General features: G+C 36.6%; 11 protein-coding genes and 1 tRNA gene. 8 read left to right on the top strand and 4 right to left on the bottom strand.

What is annotated here, in order from left to right:
• Window positions 1-13: 13 nt before the first annotated feature.
• From G7050_RS08610 to G7050_RS08600, 3 genes are all read right to left on the bottom strand, one after another.
• Entirely contained in the window at window positions 14-2,995 is a 2,982-nt protein-coding gene (locus G7050_RS08610; protein WP_166113984.1) for a glycoside hydrolase family 3 N-terminal domain-containing protein, read from the bottom strand.
• Window positions 2,995-3,822, bottom strand: coding sequence for a bifunctional UDP-sugar hydrolase/5'-nucleotidase (locus G7050_RS08605; protein ID WP_166113982.1), 828 nt, complete (start codon window positions 3,820-3,822; stop codon window positions 2,995-2,997). The genes G7050_RS08610 and G7050_RS08605 overlap by 1 nt, the downstream gene beginning before the upstream one ends.
• Window positions 3,823-3,885: 63 nt before the next feature.
• Window positions 3,886-4,638, bottom strand: coding sequence for a 5'-nucleotidase C-terminal domain-containing protein (locus G7050_RS08600; RefSeq protein ID WP_166113979.1), 753 nt, complete (start codon window positions 4,636-4,638; stop codon window positions 3,886-3,888).
• A 316-nt stretch (window positions 4,639-4,954) separates the two neighbouring features.
• Here G7050_RS08600 and G7050_RS08595 point away from each other — a divergent pair, with 316 nt between their 5' ends.
• The 3 genes from G7050_RS08595 to G7050_RS08585 all read left to right on the top strand — a co-directional run bounded on the left by G7050_RS08595 (window position 4,955) and on the right by G7050_RS08585 (window position 8,552).
• Entirely contained in the window at window positions 4,955-7,750 is a 2,796-nt protein-coding gene (locus G7050_RS08595) for a TonB-dependent receptor (RefSeq protein WP_255499283.1), read from the top strand.
• Window positions 7,751-7,866: 116 nt separating this feature from the next.
• Window positions 7,867-7,939: transfer RNA gene (locus G7050_RS08590), tRNA-Lys, on the top strand.
• A 106-nt stretch (window positions 7,940-8,045) separates the two neighbouring features.
• Window positions 8,046-8,552: a GNAT family N-acetyltransferase gene (locus G7050_RS08585; protein ID WP_166113976.1), complete on the top strand. Its 507-nt coding sequence runs from the start codon at window positions 8,046-8,048 to the stop codon at window positions 8,550-8,552.
• Window positions 8,553-8,596: 44 nt separating this feature from the next.
• Here the strand turns inward: G7050_RS08585 and G7050_RS08580 are convergent, their stop codons facing one another.
• Complete coding sequence (locus G7050_RS08580) at window positions 8,597-10,765, bottom strand: helix-turn-helix domain-containing protein (RefSeq protein ID WP_166113971.1); 2,169 nt, start codon at window positions 10,763-10,765, stop codon at window positions 8,597-8,599.
• A 206-nt stretch (window positions 10,766-10,971) separates the two neighbouring features.
• Here G7050_RS08580 and G7050_RS08575 point away from each other — a divergent pair, with 206 nt between their 5' ends.
• The 5 genes from G7050_RS08575 (at window position 10,972) to G7050_RS08555 (ending at window position 18,376) form a co-directional block, all read left to right on the top strand.
• The gene (locus tag G7050_RS08575) at window positions 10,972-11,628 is read left to right on the top strand and encodes an alpha/beta fold hydrolase (RefSeq protein WP_166113968.1); all 657 of its coding nucleotides are present in this window, start codon (window positions 10,972-10,974) and stop codon (window positions 11,626-11,628) included.
• A gap of 118 nt (window positions 11,629-11,746) precedes the next feature.
• A complete protein-coding gene (locus G7050_RS08570; RefSeq protein ID WP_166113965.1) occupies window positions 11,747-13,015 on the top strand; it encodes a hypothetical protein in 1,269 nt (422 codons plus the stop codon).
• 321 nt (window positions 13,016-13,336) lie between these two features.
• Window positions 13,337-14,662, top strand: a complete 1,326-nt coding sequence (locus G7050_RS08565) for a TolC family protein (protein WP_166113961.1) — start codon at window positions 13,337-13,339, stop codon at window positions 14,660-14,662.
• A gap of 110 nt (window positions 14,663-14,772) precedes the next feature.
• A complete protein-coding gene (locus tag G7050_RS08560) occupies window positions 14,773-16,023 on the top strand; it encodes an efflux RND transporter periplasmic adaptor subunit (RefSeq protein ID WP_166113958.1) in 1,251 nt (416 codons plus the stop codon).
• 13 nt (window positions 16,024-16,036) lie between these two features.
• Window positions 16,037-18,376, top strand: a complete 2,340-nt coding sequence (locus G7050_RS08555) for an ABC transporter permease (RefSeq protein ID WP_166113955.1) — start codon at window positions 16,037-16,039, stop codon at window positions 18,374-18,376.
• The last annotated feature ends 3 nt before the right edge of the window (window positions 18,377-18,379 follow it).

Raw genomic sequence — 18,379 nt, 5'->3', positions numbered from 1 at the left:
TACCGCACTTTTTTTACTTTTTCATTGCATTATATATTACCGATTGTATACGCGGGCGAATATTCAAAGTCATCAGTTTTTTGTGTGTACGAGAGGGATTCACCCTGTTAGACAAGAAGATATAGATCATATTATTGTCCGGATCTATCCAAAAACATGTCCCTGTAAAACCCGTATGTCCATACACACTTATCGGAGCTTGTGGAGCCGTTGGACTCGAACGGTTATTTCTAGGATCGGGCTTATCGAAGCCTAGACCTCTCCTACTGTTTGGGCTTTTAGTTGTCGTAAACAAACGGGTAGTTTCCTTACTTAAATATTTCTCGCCTCCATAACTTCCCAAATTGAGCCACATTTGATAAAGCTTAGCTAAATCATTAGCATTTGAAAATAATCCGGCATTACCTGATATTCCACCCAAGAAAGCCGCACCCTCATCATGTACATAACCTTGCAACAGTTGTTTTCTCAAAAAATCATCTTGCTCAGTAGGAGCGATCATATTCTTATCAAACTTCGTCAACGGATTATACGTACTTGTTACTGCACCGAGCTTACGATAAAAATTATTTTGCAAAAATGTATTCAGGTCGCTATCACTCACCTGCTCTACCACTTCTTTGAGAAGCATAAAGTTTAAGCAGCTATAGAGGTACGATTTATTAGGTCGCAATTTACTTTCGGCAATACGATAAAGAATTGTATCCTGATAACTATCGCTTATATATAGATTTTCAGAAATTCTCTTTGAAAAACCGGGTTTAGGTACATCCGAAATCAAATTTGACTTATACTTAAAGTCCGTTCTTGCCCATGCACCATTATCAATAAGAGCAGGATATGAGTCTAAAGGCTTATAACTAATCAATCTCCCCTCATAACTGTCAGTATCTATAGCAGGCATATAGTATTGAATAATGGAAGGCAAGCCTGTTTCATGGAACAATGCTTGACGAATCGTCAGATTCTCTTTATCTGTATCCCTCAATTGCGGAACATACTTACTCAATGGAGATTGAAGGGTTATTTTTTTCTCATCATACAATTTCATTATTGCAGGAATAGTTCCCGATGCTTTAGACATAGAGGCCAGATCATATAAATCTTCATTAGTCACCGCTTGAGCTTGATTATACTCAAACGATCCGAATGATTGATTGTAAATAACGACTCCATCTTTAGCTATCAAAACCTGACAACCCGGAAACGCTTGCTGTGCAATACCCTCCTTTACTATTGCTTCTATTTGATCTAAATCCGATGATTTTATACCAACCTCTTCCGGCAGATTATAGCCCAGTCTTGTTTTCTCAGTTTCTATTCCGTCACCAACGGCATAAAGCCCCCTTACCGTAACAGGTAATTTTCCGGATATGTTAGTTCCGCCAAAGATTGCCTGAGCAGCATATTCCTGTGCAAATGGGGTATTTTCATAAGCTAAAACAACAGCATCTGTATTTTTTATAACGTTATTGAATCGAGACATGCTATAGGGTGATGTAAAAAAAGTGATCACACTATTTTTTCCTTCTACAACACTTTGAATATCATCACTTGAAAAAACTCTATTGGAATGAACCGAAACTAATATTGTATTATATTGGCTCAACTCAGGTTGTAACTTCTTTAATTCGGCAATGCTCATAGCATTAAAGCAGGTAACATCACCATATAACCTCAAAGTCATCTGAAAGGGGCTGTTATGCGGTGCACCTAAAGAGACTGCTGCAATCTTCTTTTTATCCAAAGATTTTAAAGGAACAATTTTGTCTTCATTTTTCAACAAGGTGATTGCTTCTTCATTCAATTTACGACACAGCCATTCGGCATAAGGTATATTTAATCGAGATGAAAGATTATCAACATCAACCGGCTTCAATTTATTTAATCCCAATATATATTTATATTCGAGTATCTTTCGACATCTTACATTTATCAGTGAATCGCTCAGCATACCATCCGCCACAGCAGCCTTCAAAGCTTCATATTCTTTTTTTGCATTTAGAGGTCCCAAAAGCAAATCGTTACCTGCCAGAATAGCTCTTACACTCATATCTTTTTCTACAGATACGCCTTTCATCGCAAGCCCATCAGTAAAAATAAGACCACCAAAGCCTAATTCGTTCTGCAACAAATCTGTCACAATCGGCTTTGACAATGAGCTTGGAACTCCACTATTATCTAAAGCAGGGATATTTAAGTGCCCGGTCATAACACTAGCTAAACCGGCATCAATATACTTTTTGAAAGGTACCAACTCTACATCATCCAATCGCTCTCTGCTATGATCTATCAGAGGAAGTACTTTATGCGAATCAGTAGAAGTATCACCATGACCAGGGAAATGCTTAGCTACTGCCATTACTTTTCCTGCTTCAAGTCCACTGGCATAAGCCACTCCCAGTTTAGCTACACGCTTGGGGTCTTCGCCAAAAGAACGAATACCAATTACCGGATTAGACGGATTACTGTTTACATCTATGTCAGGTGCAAAATTAACTTGTATACCTGCCAATCGGCACTGACGGGCAACTTCTCTTCCATAATAATAAATAAGGGAATCATTTTTGACTGCACCAAGCATCATATTTTTAGGGAAACGGGTGGTATTAGCCAAACGCATCGACAACCCCCATTCTCCATCAAAAGTCATCATCAAAGGTACACGGGCGTTCTCTTGAGCTAAATTAGTAAGCCTAGCCTGATTTTCGGGGGTTCCTTTTGAAAACAAAACACCTCCGACATGCTGATCTCTAATTAAACTGACCAATTTCTGACGATTAGCCGCACCATTATCACCATTTACATGAATAATAATTAACTGCCCGATGCGTTCATCCAATGACATCTGGTTATATACAGAGTCAACCCATTGTCGCATTTTCAGTTTGTCTGCATTTTTCATCATCGAAGGCTCTATCCGTTCTTTCGAAAAAGAAGAAAAAACCGAAAGAAACAGACATGCTACAAAACTAAAAATGATCCCTTTCCTCATTATTTTTTGATTTTATCTAATTCTACCTCAATTTTATTTACATACGCCCCACTCTTTCCTGTTTGGAAAATCAAAACCTCTTTTCCATCCAGATTCGTACGCATATCAGGTTTTTCCATATAAGTATGCGAATGTCCTCCAATAATAATATCTACATTTTTAGACTGCTCCGCCAACTTTATATCGTCATTGTATCCCAAGTGTGACAAGCAAACTACCAAGTCGCATTTTTTAGAATCCTTGAGAATTTTAGCATAAAAGTTTACACTGCTTATAGCTGGCTTAAACTCCATTCCTTCATATTTATTTTTTTGAACCAATCCCTCGGGATCTACACCGACTCCCAGGACTCCTATTTTCAGACCGAATCGCTTCAAAATAACATAAGGCTTTATATCATCTTTGAGCACCGTCTTCGAAAAATCGTAATTACAATTCAGTATAGGGAAGTTTAGCTTCTTTACAATCATTTTCAGCGTATCCAGACCGTAATCAAACTCATGATTACCCAATGTTCCGGCATCATACTTCATCAGATTCATAGCCTGAGCCTCAACTCGTCCATGAAAAAGATTAAAATAAGGTGTGCCTTGCACAAAGTCTCCTGCATCAAACAACAGTACATTCTTATTTTGATTTCTTATCCCTTCAATAAAAGCTTCACGAGCAACAACACCTCCCATTCCTCCGTAACTTTTATCATTCTCGGGAATCGGCTCTATACGACTATGAGTATCATTTGTGCCTAAAATCACAATCTTCTTTTGGGCGTTTACCATCAACCCTATAAACAATAGTGAGAATAGTAATATATTTCTTAATTTCATCTTAAATCTTTATCTTTTACAGTAATTCAAACTTTGCATTTAATAATCAAGAGGTTTACTATCTCATTTTTCAATAATTATTCGCCCGTCTAATACAGATGATATTTCTTTACCGTTTGCCGTTTGATCTTTCACATATTGCATCATAGCATCACGAAGCGTCAATCCGGGTTCTATAACTTCAATCGAGTTTTTAAAAGCATCCAATCCGTCATTACCGTCAGCCAGATAATCAAGCGTAATAATTGTATATACTTTATCTTTATCCACGGGCAAGCCTTTCACGGTTGCACTTTCTAACTTTCCATCTTTTATCAGCAATTTAACTGTAGAAGATATGCCCGATCCTCCCATTTTTGCATAAGACTCAAAAGCATCTAACAGATCACTTCCTTTTAGCTTGATTAAAACTAAGGTATTCTCAAATGAATATATTTCAAAAATATTACCAATCGTAATATTACCCTTCGACAAATTCGCCCGATGTCCATGTACATTCATGCAAGCTAAATCACAGGCATCATCGGTATACTTATTACCATATGCTTCCATCACATCCGAGGTAAGATTTGTCAACAAACTTTCGGGACGTCCATAAGTCATATCCTGAGTCGAAACACCTATAACCTGATTCATTTCATTATCAAGCTTCATCTTATAGTGATCTACAAGAGATTGCATCTCATTATTGGTCTGAGAATAGTCTGCCGCCACAATTGGATATCGTTGAGCTTGCAAACCGGTAGCAACATACTGCTGGTGGGAGCAGGAAAAACACAATGTAAGCAACATTGCACCCCCAATCATCTTCTTCATAAATAATTATTAATTGTAATAACTGCAATAATTATAAGAGTGAACTGATAATCTTCATCTGTTAACAAAGAACAACAAGAGGACAAACAAACACTCTGCCTTTAAACAAAGCAGTATTAGTTTAAACTCCAAATTTAGCTAATAAATAAACTTTTAGGAGATTCTAAAAAATTAATAATTCGTAAATATGATGATATTGCGAATTATCTACAAAAAAATATAAAAAAAGAAGATTGCCGATTAAACCTTTCTTCTCAACTGTTGTCTTATGATACATAGTGCTTAAAACCTCTCAACAATAATGCTTTTTTGATCAATGAAAAAACTTCTGCTCGCATTTGCAATGGTAATATGTATTCTACTACCTCTTGCCGCACAAAATAATACCAGAATTACAGGGACAGTTTTGGATAAGACCGATAATAGTCCTATTGAGCAAGCCAGCATCAGAATTCTAAAAGAAAGAGATAGTACTTATGTAACAGGACTGGCAACGGATGATGCCGGAAAGTTCTTAATTACAGTGAATCCGGGAAAATACATTGTTAGTGTGTCTTATTTAGGTTACAAAGAAAGCTTTACCAATGTTGATGCAAGCAAAAAATCGGTCGTAATGGACAATATACTACTGAGTGCCGATGGAATTATGTTGAGCGAAGCGATTGTAACAGCCAAAGCCGCCGAAATTGCGATAAAAGGAGATACCGTAGAATATAATGCCGATTCATACAAAGTACAACCCAGTGCTGTTGTTGAAGATTTACTAAAGAAAATGCCGGGAGCAGAGGTAGACTCCGAAGGAAAAATAACAGTGAACGGCAAGGAGATAAAAAAAATATTGGTAGATGGTAAAGAATTCTTTAGCGATGATCCGAAAGTAGCTTCAAAGAACCTTCCCGCAGCAATGGTCGATAAACTACAGGTCTTAGACAGGAAATCGGATATGGCTCAAATGACCGGATTTGATGATGGCGACGATGAAACCGTTATTAATTTAACCATAAAAAAGAATATGAAACAGGGGTTGTACGGAAGTACAACTTCAGGATTAGGGAGTGACGACAGATATGGCGTAAGTGGTATAGCCAACTATATGCATAATGATAGTCAATTTACATTGATGGGGGGATCAAACAACACCAATAACGAAGGATTCACGGATAATGCAGGAAATTCATTTCGAGGTTTTCGCCCGAGCGGAATTAACTTTGGTGGTGGAAATGGAATTATAAAATCGACAAGTGGAGGCTTTAACTTCTCTATAACTCCTTCTGATAAATTAAAATGGGGAGGTAACACCCGTGCGGGAAGAACAGAAAATGATGTAATAACCTCAAAACATGTGGAACGATTCACACCCAATAATCCAAAAGGAAACTTATTTCAAAACACAAACAATAAAGGCGAAAACAAAAGTGATAACTATGGAGTAGATTTTCGTTTCGAGTGGACCCCCGACTCATTAACTAAAATCATATTTTCACCCAATTTGCAATATGGTAAAAATAGGACATCCAATGTTAGTGAATTCATCAGCTCTTATGAAGATGTAAATGATAGTATCAACTGGGGTAACTCTACTTATTTTTCGGAAGGAGAAACCAGATCGGCAAATGCGAGACTAGAAATAAGCCGTAAATTGGGTAAAAAAGGACGAGTAGTTAGCTTAAGTTTGTCAGGAGGCTTCAATGATTTGGATAATGACATCGACAGTTGGTCGAAGAAAGCCACAAGAGAAGATCTCAAACCCGATTCCATTTCAATTATTGATATACATACCAAACAAAAAAACAACGGCCATAATTGGAGAGCCTATCTGTCATATGTAGAGCCTATCGGTCGAAATAACTTTATTCAGTTTAATTATAGCTTCAGAAAAAATTATTCTGTTGCTGACCAAAATACATTCAGAAACGATGGTTCCGGAAACTACACAATCATCGACTCTACAGCGACAAAGAATCTGAAGAATGACTTCATAAATCAGGAAATAGGAATCAATTTCAAATCGGTAAGAGCAAAATACAATTATACAATTGGAGTTATGCTGCAACCTTCCAGAATGAATAACTGGATTATTACACCTAAAGAAAGTGCCGAAATATCCAACAATGTTCTCAACTATGCACCTGTTGCCCAATTTAACTATCTTTGGGATAAAAGACATAATCTTCGTATCGATTATTCAGGGTCAACTACTCAGCCAACAACCACCCAATTATCGAGCGTAAGAGACGAATCGGATCCATTGAATATAAGTTATGGTAATCCCAATCTGAAACCAACCTTCAGCAATAGGTTCAGAATGCGCTATCAAAAATTTAATCCGGAGAAAGCCAGTGCAATTATGGTATTCGGAGGGTTTAATTTTGCTTCAAATGACATCGTTTCACGAACAACAACACTATCTGGAGGTAGGCAAGAACGCACTTTTGACAATATAAATGGCAATTGGAGTACAAATTTACGACTGATAATGAACAGACCTCTAAAAAACAAAAAGTTTTCAATAAACTCCATGTCTTTTGTGAGCTATGCACGCAATAACGCTTATATAGATACACTAAGAAATACAGCAAATAACCTGAACCTTGCAGAAAGTTTAGGTCTGCAATACAGATCTGATTTAGTTGATTTTGGGCTTCGAGGTAACATTAGATACACAACAACAAATAACAGTTTAGGAAACCTTCAAGACCGTACTGTTTATAACTATGGAGGCACCTTTAATACGACATTATATCTACCATACAACTTTGTGGTGGATACCGATCTCAATTATTCGGCAAATGCGGGAACAACACAAGGCTTTGAACTGAATGAATGGTTATGGAATGCTTCTGTATCAAAACAAGTTTTCAAAGCTAAAAACGGCACGCTGAAACTCAGCATTTACGATATACTACATCAAAAAACGAATATATCTCAATCCTTCTCAACAGAATCTACAAGCGAATCGAGAACTAATGTTTTAGAAAGTTATTTTATGTTTAGCTTTATATATCGCTTTCAAATATTCAAAGGTGGTGCCAAAATGAGTGATATGGGTAATGATTCTGGGCCCAGATTCGGTCCTCCGGGAGGTGGAGGAAGACCTCCACGCCCTTTATAAAACCTCAGGATGAAGATCAATCAGTGACAAATTTAGCAAAAATTTACAATATGCTATTGGATATATAATTTATTATACTACCTTTGCACTCGCTTTGAAAGAAAAGCAAATAGGTAGATTCTGTAGCTCAGTTGGTAGAGCACATCACTTTTAATGATGGGGTCCTGGGTTCGAGCCCCAGCAGGATCACTAGATAAAAAGCCTCTCATTTCTGAGAGGCTTTTTTTATATCATTATTGCCGATTTATACTAATAGAATATTTATCTTAGCGAGACTAGATAAATAGAAAATAAAATGGAATGTAAAATACGCCGATGGAAAATAGAAGATACAGATGATCTTTCGGAAGCTCTAAACAACAAAAAGATTCTTGATAATTTAAGAGATGGTATACCTTTTCCTTATACACCGGAAGATGCCAAAGAATACATTACTACAATGCTTACTGCAGATGACGAAATGGTGTATGCTTTTGCAATAACTATTGAAGACAAGGCAGTAGGCAGTATAGGCATATTTCGCCAGACAAATATACATTCAAAAACAGCCGAATTAGGATATTATATTGCAGAACCGTACTGGGGCAAAGGGATTGGAACAAGTGCGGTAAAACAAATATGTGACTATGTTTTTCAGAATACTGATATTATCAGAATTTTTGCAGAACCATTTGCCCATAATACGGGCTCATGCCGTATACTTGAAAAATGTGGCTTTAAATGCGAAGGCACTTTAAGAAAAAATGCAGTAAAGAATGGTGCTGTTATAGATATGAAAATGTATTCAATCATACAAGAATAAAATTTTAGCAACCCATCATCATTTCATCCAACTCCTTTCCCTTTTTATTCGGAAGAGCTTTTCAACCATCTCAGATGATTGATTATTGATTTAATATCCAGATAGCTATATTCTTTTGGTAAGTTCTCTTTGATACTCGATAAAGGAGTATTAAATGGTATCTCCTTTAATCGGGGGATGAGATAATCCTGCTTGTCTTTAGAGATTAATTTATCAACAGACAAATCACCAGTAAGGATAAAACCCGATAAATGCCCTTCAATTGTAGTAGTGGATAAATTACGTTCAGCTACAATCTCTTTTACCGATTTTCCTTCATTAAATAACGAAAGAGTAATACGTTGACTATCTCCTTTTTGAGCTTTCTCTTTCTTTTCAGCAACTTGTACCTCTTCTGCTTTTTGAATGATTACTTTGTCAAAAATAATATTTTCAGTGAGGTTAATATTACCATAGCGTATATGCTCTAACTTAGCCAGAAATGATAATAAAGTAGCATCAATCTCACGTATCCCTTTCAAATACGCTTTTACCTTAGAAGCATTCTTTAAACTGTTAATGTGATTCTCTATTGGTAGAATAATGTTTTGTTGCAGATCTTTATGAAAATAAGAGACAGCCTTATTTACCCTATCTTTTATTAAATAGATATCAGGGTTGGATGTATATAATATGGAATGAAGTTCCTTTCTGAAGTTTTGGGATATCTTTTCTTGTTCTTCAGCCTTACAATACAATTGTGAAACTAATTTTTGAACCTCCTCTTTGTTGGGAATGGTCTTGCTTGAGACTAATTCATAGAACGAACGCAAACTACGGACTACGGGTGACCAGTCGAATGCCTTTTTTAATCGTTCAGCACAATAATAAGGTTTTTCCTGCTCTAATATTTGTTGTAGGTAGTCTTGCTTCAACTCTTTACGGCTAAAAGCTATAGCTCCCTCATCCGTGCGAATACTGTCTGCCGCAATACGAGAAAACAATACTATCCCATCCAGAGAAGTACAGCGGCTGAGTGCCACGTACACCTGACCGGCAGCAAAAGCATGTCCTGCATCGATTACAACACGGTCGAAAGTTAAGCCCTGACTCTTATGTATGGTAATAGCCCAAGCTAATCGGATCGGATATTGAGTAAATGCTCCAAGCTCCTCTTCTTGAATATCTCCGGAGTCTTCGTTTAACGAATAACGTACATTGCGCCATGTTTCTTCCTCCAGCTCCATTTCATGACCGTTTTCGAACCGGACGATTATCTTTTTTTCTGATAAAAAACTAACGACTGCCAGTTTTCCATTGTAATAACGACGTTTCTCTCCTGCATCGTTTTTCACAAACATAACCTGTGCCCCAACCTTTAGCAATAGATTAAAGTCGGTAGGTAAAGAGTTCTCCGCAAAATCGCCACTTATCTTCCCCGAAAAAGATACAGCTTTTGCAGTCAGACGAGCCAGCTCATCATTATTTATTTTATCAGCTTTATAGTTATGAGTACAAAGAACAATATATCTGTTTTCCTCTGTTAGCTTAAAAGAAGGATCATAACGCTTATTCAGTATTTGTAGGTCAGCAGACGTTGTGCAGCTATTGCGAATACGATTAAGGATATCGATAAAAATCTGATCGCTTTGCCTGTAAATAGTCTTTAACTCTATATACAAAGGCATATTATTTTGCAGTGCCTGAGCATGAAAAAAGAATGGGGACGGATAATACTCTTTCATTTGATCCCACTCATGCTGTTGTACCACCGGTGGAAGTTGATACATATCTCCTATGAAGAGAATTTGTACACCGCCAAATAATTGCTGATTATTGCGATAACGTTTCAATAAATAGTCTATAGCATCGAGCATATCTGCTCTAAGCATACTGACTTCATCTATAATGAGCAGATCGAGTTCGCGTAACATCTCAATCTTCGACTTACGCAATTTGAAATGAAATTCAAGTTTCTTTTTACCCTCAAGGTTCGGAATAAACGGCTCGAATGGAAGCTGTAATAAAGAATGTAGAGTTACTCCCCCTGCATTTATTGATGCTACTCCTGTTGGAGCAGCCACTATTACATTTTTATTTGCATGCTCACGGATATAATGCAGGAATGTTGTCTTACCTGTACCCGCTTTACCTGTCAGAAAAACCGATTGCGACGTATTAAGCACAATATCGGCTGCAAGAGTAAATATTTCGTTTGGTGATGAATTTCCCATTAATTAGTCATTATTCTTACAAATATAATTATATTAGAGTTGTATACCTAGCCAACAGATAGTAAACAATGTGTAGAGTACAATCAGTTCATTATACATATCTCAATGAAAGTATTGAATGATACATTTCATTAAATACTTTCTTTTACTTACTATTTAATTATTAGAGTAAAAAAACAGGTTTTAGACCTTAATTATCAAAACACATGGAAATAAATGTCAATAATATTACGCTTAACTACCTTGTAAAAGGAAATGGAAATCCGCTCATTTTATTGCATGGCAATGGAGAAGATTTACAAATATTCGATAAACTGGTAAGTAAATTAGAAAAACAATTTACGGTATATGCTATTGATAGCCGTAACCACGGTGCCAGTACAAGAACCGAAGATTTTACTTATGAAACTATGGCCGAAGACATTCATCAATTTATCGAAAAACTAGAATTGAAACATGTGTCAGTAATAGGATTTAGTGACGGAGCAATTATAAGCTTATTACTTACTTTAAAATATCCTCAGACGTTCAACCGAATGGTGTTACTTGGAGTGAATCTAAAACCTAGCGATTTTAAATTGGATATATATAACTCGATTGCTGAAGAATACGAAAAGACGCAAGATCCATTATTTAAAATGATGCTGGAGCAACCGAATATCGAATTAGACGATTTAAAAGAAATCAATACCCCGACCCTGGTTATCGGAGCAGAAGATGACCTGTATTATGAAGATAGCTTTCAAAATATTGTCAACGCAATGCCTAATGCAGTATTAAAGATAATAAAAGGACATGATCATGGAAGTTATGTTGTGAATAATGACGTTCTATATCCATATGTGGCAGAATTTCTGCAATAATATAAAGGAGCAGAATTTTACATTGTGTCAAAAAAAAGGAGTCATAAAGTGATATCTAATAATTAAAAGATATATTTGTAAATACATAAAAATAAGTTGTTTTGTTATTTATTATCATATGAAGATTACTAAACGCATTCTCCTCATTGTCCTGTGCTTGACATTGTCGAGTTATCTTTTTGCCCAAAAAGATAGTATAAATGATAATGAACAACTTCAACATCGAGTAGAGAATTTAGAGCGAATCGTTAACCGACTCAATAATATCAAGCTAAGTGGGTACTTCCAACCTCAATTTATATCGGCTCAAAAAGACGCTAATATACGAATAGGCGGACCCAATGAAAATCCTGACAAAAGTTTTAACCGTGTAGGTATCCGAAGGGGGCGTATAAAAACGACTTACGAAGAAGGTTTAACCTCTGTAGTATTTCAAATTGACATTACAGAAAGAGGTATTGCACCCAGAGATGCTTATCTGAAAATAAAAGACCCTTGGTTTAAAACCAGCTTTATTCAGGCAGGACTTTTCTTCCGTCCTTTCGGGCACGAAATAGGATATTCATCTTCACGCAGAGAGTCCCCCGAACGTTCGAGAGTTATTACCACTTTGTTTCCGGGCGAACGTGATTTAGGGGCGAGTATACAATTCAGAGCAAAAGATGGGTCTCCTCTTGATATATTTTCTTTGGAAACAGCTTTAGTCGCCGGAAATGGTATATCTATGGAAAGTGATAACCGACGGGATTTTATCGGTCACTTGACTGCATCTCCTAAAATTGGAAAAAATGCTTCCCTCACAGTCGGAACTTCTTATTATCTGGGTAGCGTATATCAAGGAACACAAAATGTATACAGAATGCAAGATGGTGGTTTTGTCTTGAACTCAAACCCTCAAAACTTAGGTCGATTTGCCCGACGTGAATATCTTGGTTTTGATCTTCAAACAAATTGGACAAACTCATTTGGAGGAACACAGCTAAGAGCTGAATATATATTTGGTAAGCAACCCGGTTCGGCAACAGGAACAGTAAGTCCCCAATCTTCTGTACGCCCGTCGCATGATACTTATCTGCGAAATTTCACGGGAGCGTATATTTTCTTAATTCAGGATATTGGTAAATTACCGTTCGAAGCCCTGCTTAAGTACGACTGGTACGATCCGAACACAAAAGTATCGGGCAATAATATTGGATTGAATGGCACAAACAGAGCTGACGTCAAATATAGTACGGTGGGATTCGGTGCTATTTGGCATGCTTACAAAAATGTAGAACTACAAGCTTACTATGAAATAATTAGAAATGAAACATCCGCTAATCTTCTTGGTTTCGAGAATGATTTAAAAGACAATGCGTTTACTTTAACTCTTCAATTCCGATATTAATCAAAATAATCTTCTGTCGGTGAAGTCTCTTTTATCTAATCTATAAAAAGAGCTGTATTGTTATTTGTTTATACTTTAAAATATATCCCTCCTATTTCTTGTCTAAAAGCTATTTTCGATAAGAGAAATAAACCTTCATAATTGTATTTATCGAACAGAGTTGTTCTTTTTTACTGAAAAGTAATAAAGAAATTAAACATCTCGTGTAAAATAATTTTACACTAATAAAAAAGCAGAAAACATGTAATAGTCTTTATTACATGTTTTTATATGTTTTGGCATGAAATTGGTCTATAAATAAGTAAAACTGTAAATATTATTATGAAATACTTAGCTGCTATACTCTTTATTCTGATAAGCCTGACAGCTTATTCTCAAGAAAAAAAATGGACTCTTATGGAGTGTATGGAATATGGAATAAAACACAGCCCCAGAAGAAATAAACAAGAAGCACAAAACAGCATTTATCATCAGAATTATCTGGAGGCCATCGGGCAGCTATTGCCATCCATAAATGCAAATACTTCAGCATCATTTAATTTTGGTCGTGGACTTGATTCTGAAACGAATACCTATACAAATGTAAACTCTTTCAGCAATAGTTATAATCTATATTCATCCTTAACCCTTTTTGATGGACTTGGAAATATAAACAGATTAAAAATGCAGAAAATGAGTAAGCTTATGGGGAAGCATCAACTCGAATATACCGAAGATATGATCGCTTTTGAAGTTATGGAAGCTTTTTATAATGTCTTATATAATATAGAAAGAGTTAAACTTGCCGAACAAGAGCTAGCCGAGAGTACCGCCAATTTAAAGCAAGTACAAAGAATGATGGAATTAGGTGTAAAAGGATTTCCCGAAGTGGCAGAGATGACTGCTCAGGAGGCAGCCAATACTTATAATCTGACACGGCAAAAAAATATCTTAACCATCGGATTTATATTACTTAAAGAAAAAATGAATTTCCCGATTGATGAAACTTTCGAAATAGAAGACTCGGATCCGCTGGCAATAATTGCAAAGTCGGAAGAATCAGCTTATACTATTTTTGAACAGGCTAAAACGTACTTGCCTCAGGCTCTAGTCGCCGAAACTACTGTAGAAGCTAAACAATTAGCCTATAAGGCTGCCAAAGGAGGATTGTTTCCATCGATAGCCGTGGAGGGCGGGTATTCTACCAATTTCTCCCGTTATATGGATGGCAGTGATTATTCGTCATTCGATTATCAATTCAAAAACAAGATGGGTCGATATATCGGTTTCTCTCTTCGGATACCTATTTTCAATGGCTTCTCTCGTACAGCTGAAATGAGACGGGGAAAAGCTCAGGTTGTGATAGCTCAAACCCAACAGGAGGAAACATTACGGGTATTATATAGCGAAATAGAGCAGGCTGTTGCCGATATGAATGGTCAGGTAGACGAATATTATCAGGCAAAAAAACAAACGGAGGCAATGGAGGTTGCTCAAAGAGTAAATGAACGGAAATTTTCAGAAGGACTCATCAGCGCAATAGAGCTCCACACAAGTGCTAACCGCTTGCTTCAGGCGAGAGCAGAAGAGCTAAATTCCAGACTTAAATTTCAACTAAAGCACGAATTAGTTCTTTATTATAAGGGAGAACCATTTGTTGTTAGATAATAAAGAATAAGCAATAGTAAACATTTAGTAATACATCTTACAACCAGAACTATCTATTGTGATTACACTCGCCAAAGCAACAAATAGTTCAGTGAATTTAATATATTGATATGGATACAATTATAGAAAAGAAAAAAGGGTTAAAGAAAAAACATATCCCCTTTGTGATTGGAGGAGTAATCGTACTGGCTGCGATATGCTGGTTGATTTTTGGCAACCATGCTTCGAAATTGAATGTTGATAAGCAAAAGTTAAGCATCCAATCTGTAACAAAAGGGCAGTTTAATGACTATGTGCGTATCAGCGGGCAGGTACAACCCATCAATACGATTCAACTGAGTGCTATTGAAGGAGGAATGGTTGCACAAAAACTAATAGAAGAAGGGTCGGAAGTGCATGCCGGAGAAGTCATTGTACAACTGACCAACCCTATGTTGAGCCTTAATATTCTGGATAGTGAAGCTCAGTTAGCCGAAAAGCAAAACTTTCTCCGAAATACGCAAGTTGCGATGGAGCAGGAGAAGCTAAACTTAAAAAAGGAAAAGCTTCAACTGGATATGGATGTGGAACGAAAGAGGAGAAAATATCAGCAATACAAGCAACTATATTCAGAAAACCTGACATCCAAGGAGGAATACCTTCAGGCACAGGAAGATTATCAATATGCTGTGGATGGCAGAAACTTAGTTGTTGAACGTCAGAAACAAGACTCGCTGTACAGAGGCATCCAAATAAATCAGATGGAAGAAAGTTTATCTAATATTCGCCGGAATCTTATGCTTGTGCGTCAACGCGTTGATAACCTAAATGTAAAAGCTCCTGTTGACGGACAATTGGGATTGTTGGATGTAGAGATCGGACAAACGGTTGCAACAGGTGGGCGTGTAGGTCAAATCAGTGTTCTATCGGATTACAAAGTAGAAGCACTGATTGATGAGCATTACATTGATAGGGTGAGAACCGGATTAGACGCCACTTTCGAACGTCAGGATAAAAACTTTGCCCTGCGTGTTCGTAAAGTATATCCAGAAGTGAGAGAAAAACAATTCAAAACCGATTTTATATTCGAAGGCGAACGCCCGGATAATATCAGAGCAGGACAAACCTATTATATCAACCTCCAATTAGGACAACCTGTAGATGCGATACTAATACCAAGAGGAGCCTTTTATCAGGCAACGGGTGGGCAATGGATATTTGTGGTTACTGCCGATGGAAGCCGTGCAATAAAAAGGAAAATAACTATAGGTCGCCAAAACCCTAATTACTATGAAGTCATAAGTGGACTGGAATCCGGTGAGAAAGTAATCACATCGTCTTATGACACTTATGGAGATGTACAAGAATTAATCTTAAAGTAAAAATACTACTATTATGAATTTCATACTGAAAAATATCAAACACCTGCTGAAGCATTATAAGATGTCGTCTGTAATAAACATCTTGGGGCTATCTGTTTCGTTTGCAGTATTTATAGTGGTTGCGATACAGGTGTATTACGATTTTACATACAATAGATCTTTTGAGAAAGCTGATAACACATACTTCTTTAGTTATTACAAATCGACAGAGAAGGTTCGGTCTCCCTGGATCAGTATTCCGAATGCTAAAGATATGGCAGCAAAATTTCCGGAAGTAAAAAGTTACACTACCGTATCTTTGGAAGGAAGTATTGCACCTCAAATTGATGTAAAAACAGAGGATGGTAATCTGCAAATGTTTGAAGTGCCTATTCGATCTGCCTCTCCCGGTTTTTTAGATGTGTTTACTCCGCATATTTTGCATGGAAATGCAGCGGATGCTCTAGTTTCAGATGGTAGATTATTGATTCCGGCAAAAACGGCTATAAAACTATTCGGAACAGAAAATGCAGTAGGAAAAACCGTTTTCGGACATTTCTCAAAGAAAGAATATACTATAGCAGCCGTTTATAAGGATTTTCCTAAAAATAGTACTATAGTAAATGCATGTTACACTTATCAACCGGATAATAGCAGAGAGAATAGCAATTACTTTATGTACCTTGAGTTGGAACCCAATACTGCCGCTTCTCTGCAAGAGAAACTAAATAGCAAAGAATTTCTGGGAGAAGACTTCATTAAGTTTATGGAGGAGCAACCCGATAACAAAGTTGAACTTCAATTAATACCCTTTTATGATTTACACCTATATGTTGAAGATTTACGAGATGGAAATATAAACACGACCTTATCATTGCTCGCTATCGGTATTTTAATTTTGATAATAGCATTTATTAATCTGTTGAATATTTCTATGGCTATGGTGCCTTCCCGTATCAAGACATTAAATACACATAGAATATTGGGGATTAATACAGGCCTGTTGAGATTGGGATTGGCTCTGGAAGGAACCTTTCTGGCTCTGATTTCTTTCATACTTGCTCTGATATATATTCAATTCTTTAGTGAATCGGTATTAGCCGAATTCTTTCAGGCAGATATAGCATTATCATCTAACATATGGATAATATTGACTATTGGGGTATCACTCCTGCTGATTACTTTTTTGGTAAACTTATACCCAGCCATATATGCAACTTCTTTTAAGATGGATGCTGCGATAAAAGGCTCATTCAGTTTATCAGCTAAAGGAAATCAGATCAGAAATGTGTTGATTACCATACAGTTTATAGTTGCTATTGTCTTAATCATTATTTCGGGTTTTATTAAGATACAGCAAAACTATATGCAGAATTATGATTTGGGTATCGAAAAAGAGAATGTTGCTTATTTGCCACTTCGAGGACTGAAAACCGACTATAATACATTTGGTAAAGAGTTGACTCAAAATAGCCATATTATAGATTATACAGCATCACAATTTATCCCTGGATATATCGGTATGGGCTGGACACGTGGTCTGGAAGGAAAGCAGGTTAATTTTTCATCTTGGCCTGTTACACCCAATTTCCTGAAATTTTTCGGGGTTAAGATTATCGAAGGAAACGATTTCTCTGAAGAGAATCCATCGGGGTTAGAGCAAATTGTATTTAACAATGAGTTCATGAAAAAGTACGAATTCGACAATTCAATAATCGGCAAGGACTTCGAATGTTTCAATAAGGGAACAATAGTAGGTGTAGCCAGTGATATCAATTTTCAGTCGTTACGAAACCCTATTCGCCCGATGGCATTTGTAATTCTGAACGGAACCAATATGCTGGACTTTATTTTTATTAAAGTATCAGGAGAAAATATGCCTCAAAATATAGAATATATCCGGCATACATGCAAGAAATTCAGTGATGAAGAGTTCAACCTCACTTTCCTTAATTCCCGTTTAAATGACTTATATAAAAATGAGAATAATATGGCAAAACTGATTGGTCTATTTGGTATAATCACTGTTGTTATTGCCATTATGGGAGTATATGGTTTGGTGTCATTCAATACAAGATATAAGCAAAGAGAGATTGCCATACGTAAAGTAAACGGGTCTACTATTGAAGAGATAATGATCTTACTCAACAAAAACCTTTTACTACAGCTCTTCATATCTTATGTGATAGCCGTTCCGATAGCTTATTATATTATACAACAGTGGCTCGATCAGTTTGCTTACAAAGCGCCTATACCCTGGTGGCTGTTCCTGAGTGCAGGCATGCTTGTTTTGGTAATATCTGCTATAACAGTAAGCTGGCAGAGCTGGAAAGCAGCTACACTAAATCCGGTAGAAGCGATTAAAAACGAATAATAA

Origin of the sequence: Dysgonomonas sp. HDW5A, assembly GCF_011299555.1 — a bacterium.
Taxonomy (GTDB): domain Bacteria; phylum Bacteroidota; class Bacteroidia; order Bacteroidales; family Dysgonomonadaceae; genus Dysgonomonas_A.
The sequence above is the reverse complement of the archived record's forward strand: the minus strand, read 5'-3'. Positions and strand labels throughout refer to the sequence as shown.

Excerpts from the sequence above, each read along its gene's own strand:
- G7050_RS08610 (WP_166113984.1), bottom strand. The coding sequence starts at position 2,995 with ATGAGGAAAGGGATCATTTTTAGTTTTGTAGCATGTCTGTTTCTTTCG.
- G7050_RS08605 (WP_166113982.1), bottom strand. The coding sequence starts at position 3,822 with ATGAAATTAAGAAATATATTACTATTCTCACTATTGTTTATAGGGTTG.
- G7050_RS08600 (WP_166113979.1), bottom strand. The coding sequence starts at position 4,638 with ATGAAGAAGATGATTGGGGGTGCAATGTTGCTTACATTGTGTTTTTCC.
- G7050_RS08595 (WP_255499283.1), top strand. The coding sequence starts at position 4,955 with ATGAAAAAACTTCTGCTCGCATTTGCAATGGTAATATGTATTCTACTA.
- G7050_RS08585 (WP_166113976.1), top strand. The coding sequence starts at position 8,046 with ATGGAATGTAAAATACGCCGATGGAAAATAGAAGATACAGATGATCTT.
- G7050_RS08580 (WP_166113971.1), bottom strand. The coding sequence starts at position 10,765 with ATGGGAAATTCATCACCAAACGAAATATTTACTCTTGCAGCCGATATT.
- G7050_RS08575 (WP_166113968.1), top strand. The coding sequence starts at position 10,972 with ATGGAAATAAATGTCAATAATATTACGCTTAACTACCTTGTAAAAGGA.
- G7050_RS08570 (WP_166113965.1), top strand. The coding sequence starts at position 11,747 with ATGAAGATTACTAAACGCATTCTCCTCATTGTCCTGTGCTTGACATTG.
- G7050_RS08565 (WP_166113961.1), top strand. The coding sequence starts at position 13,337 with ATGAAATACTTAGCTGCTATACTCTTTATTCTGATAAGCCTGACAGCT.
- G7050_RS08560 (WP_166113958.1), top strand. The coding sequence starts at position 14,773 with ATGGATACAATTATAGAAAAGAAAAAAGGGTTAAAGAAAAAACATATC.
- G7050_RS08555 (WP_166113955.1), top strand. The coding sequence starts at position 16,037 with ATGAATTTCATACTGAAAAATATCAAACACCTGCTGAAGCATTATAAG.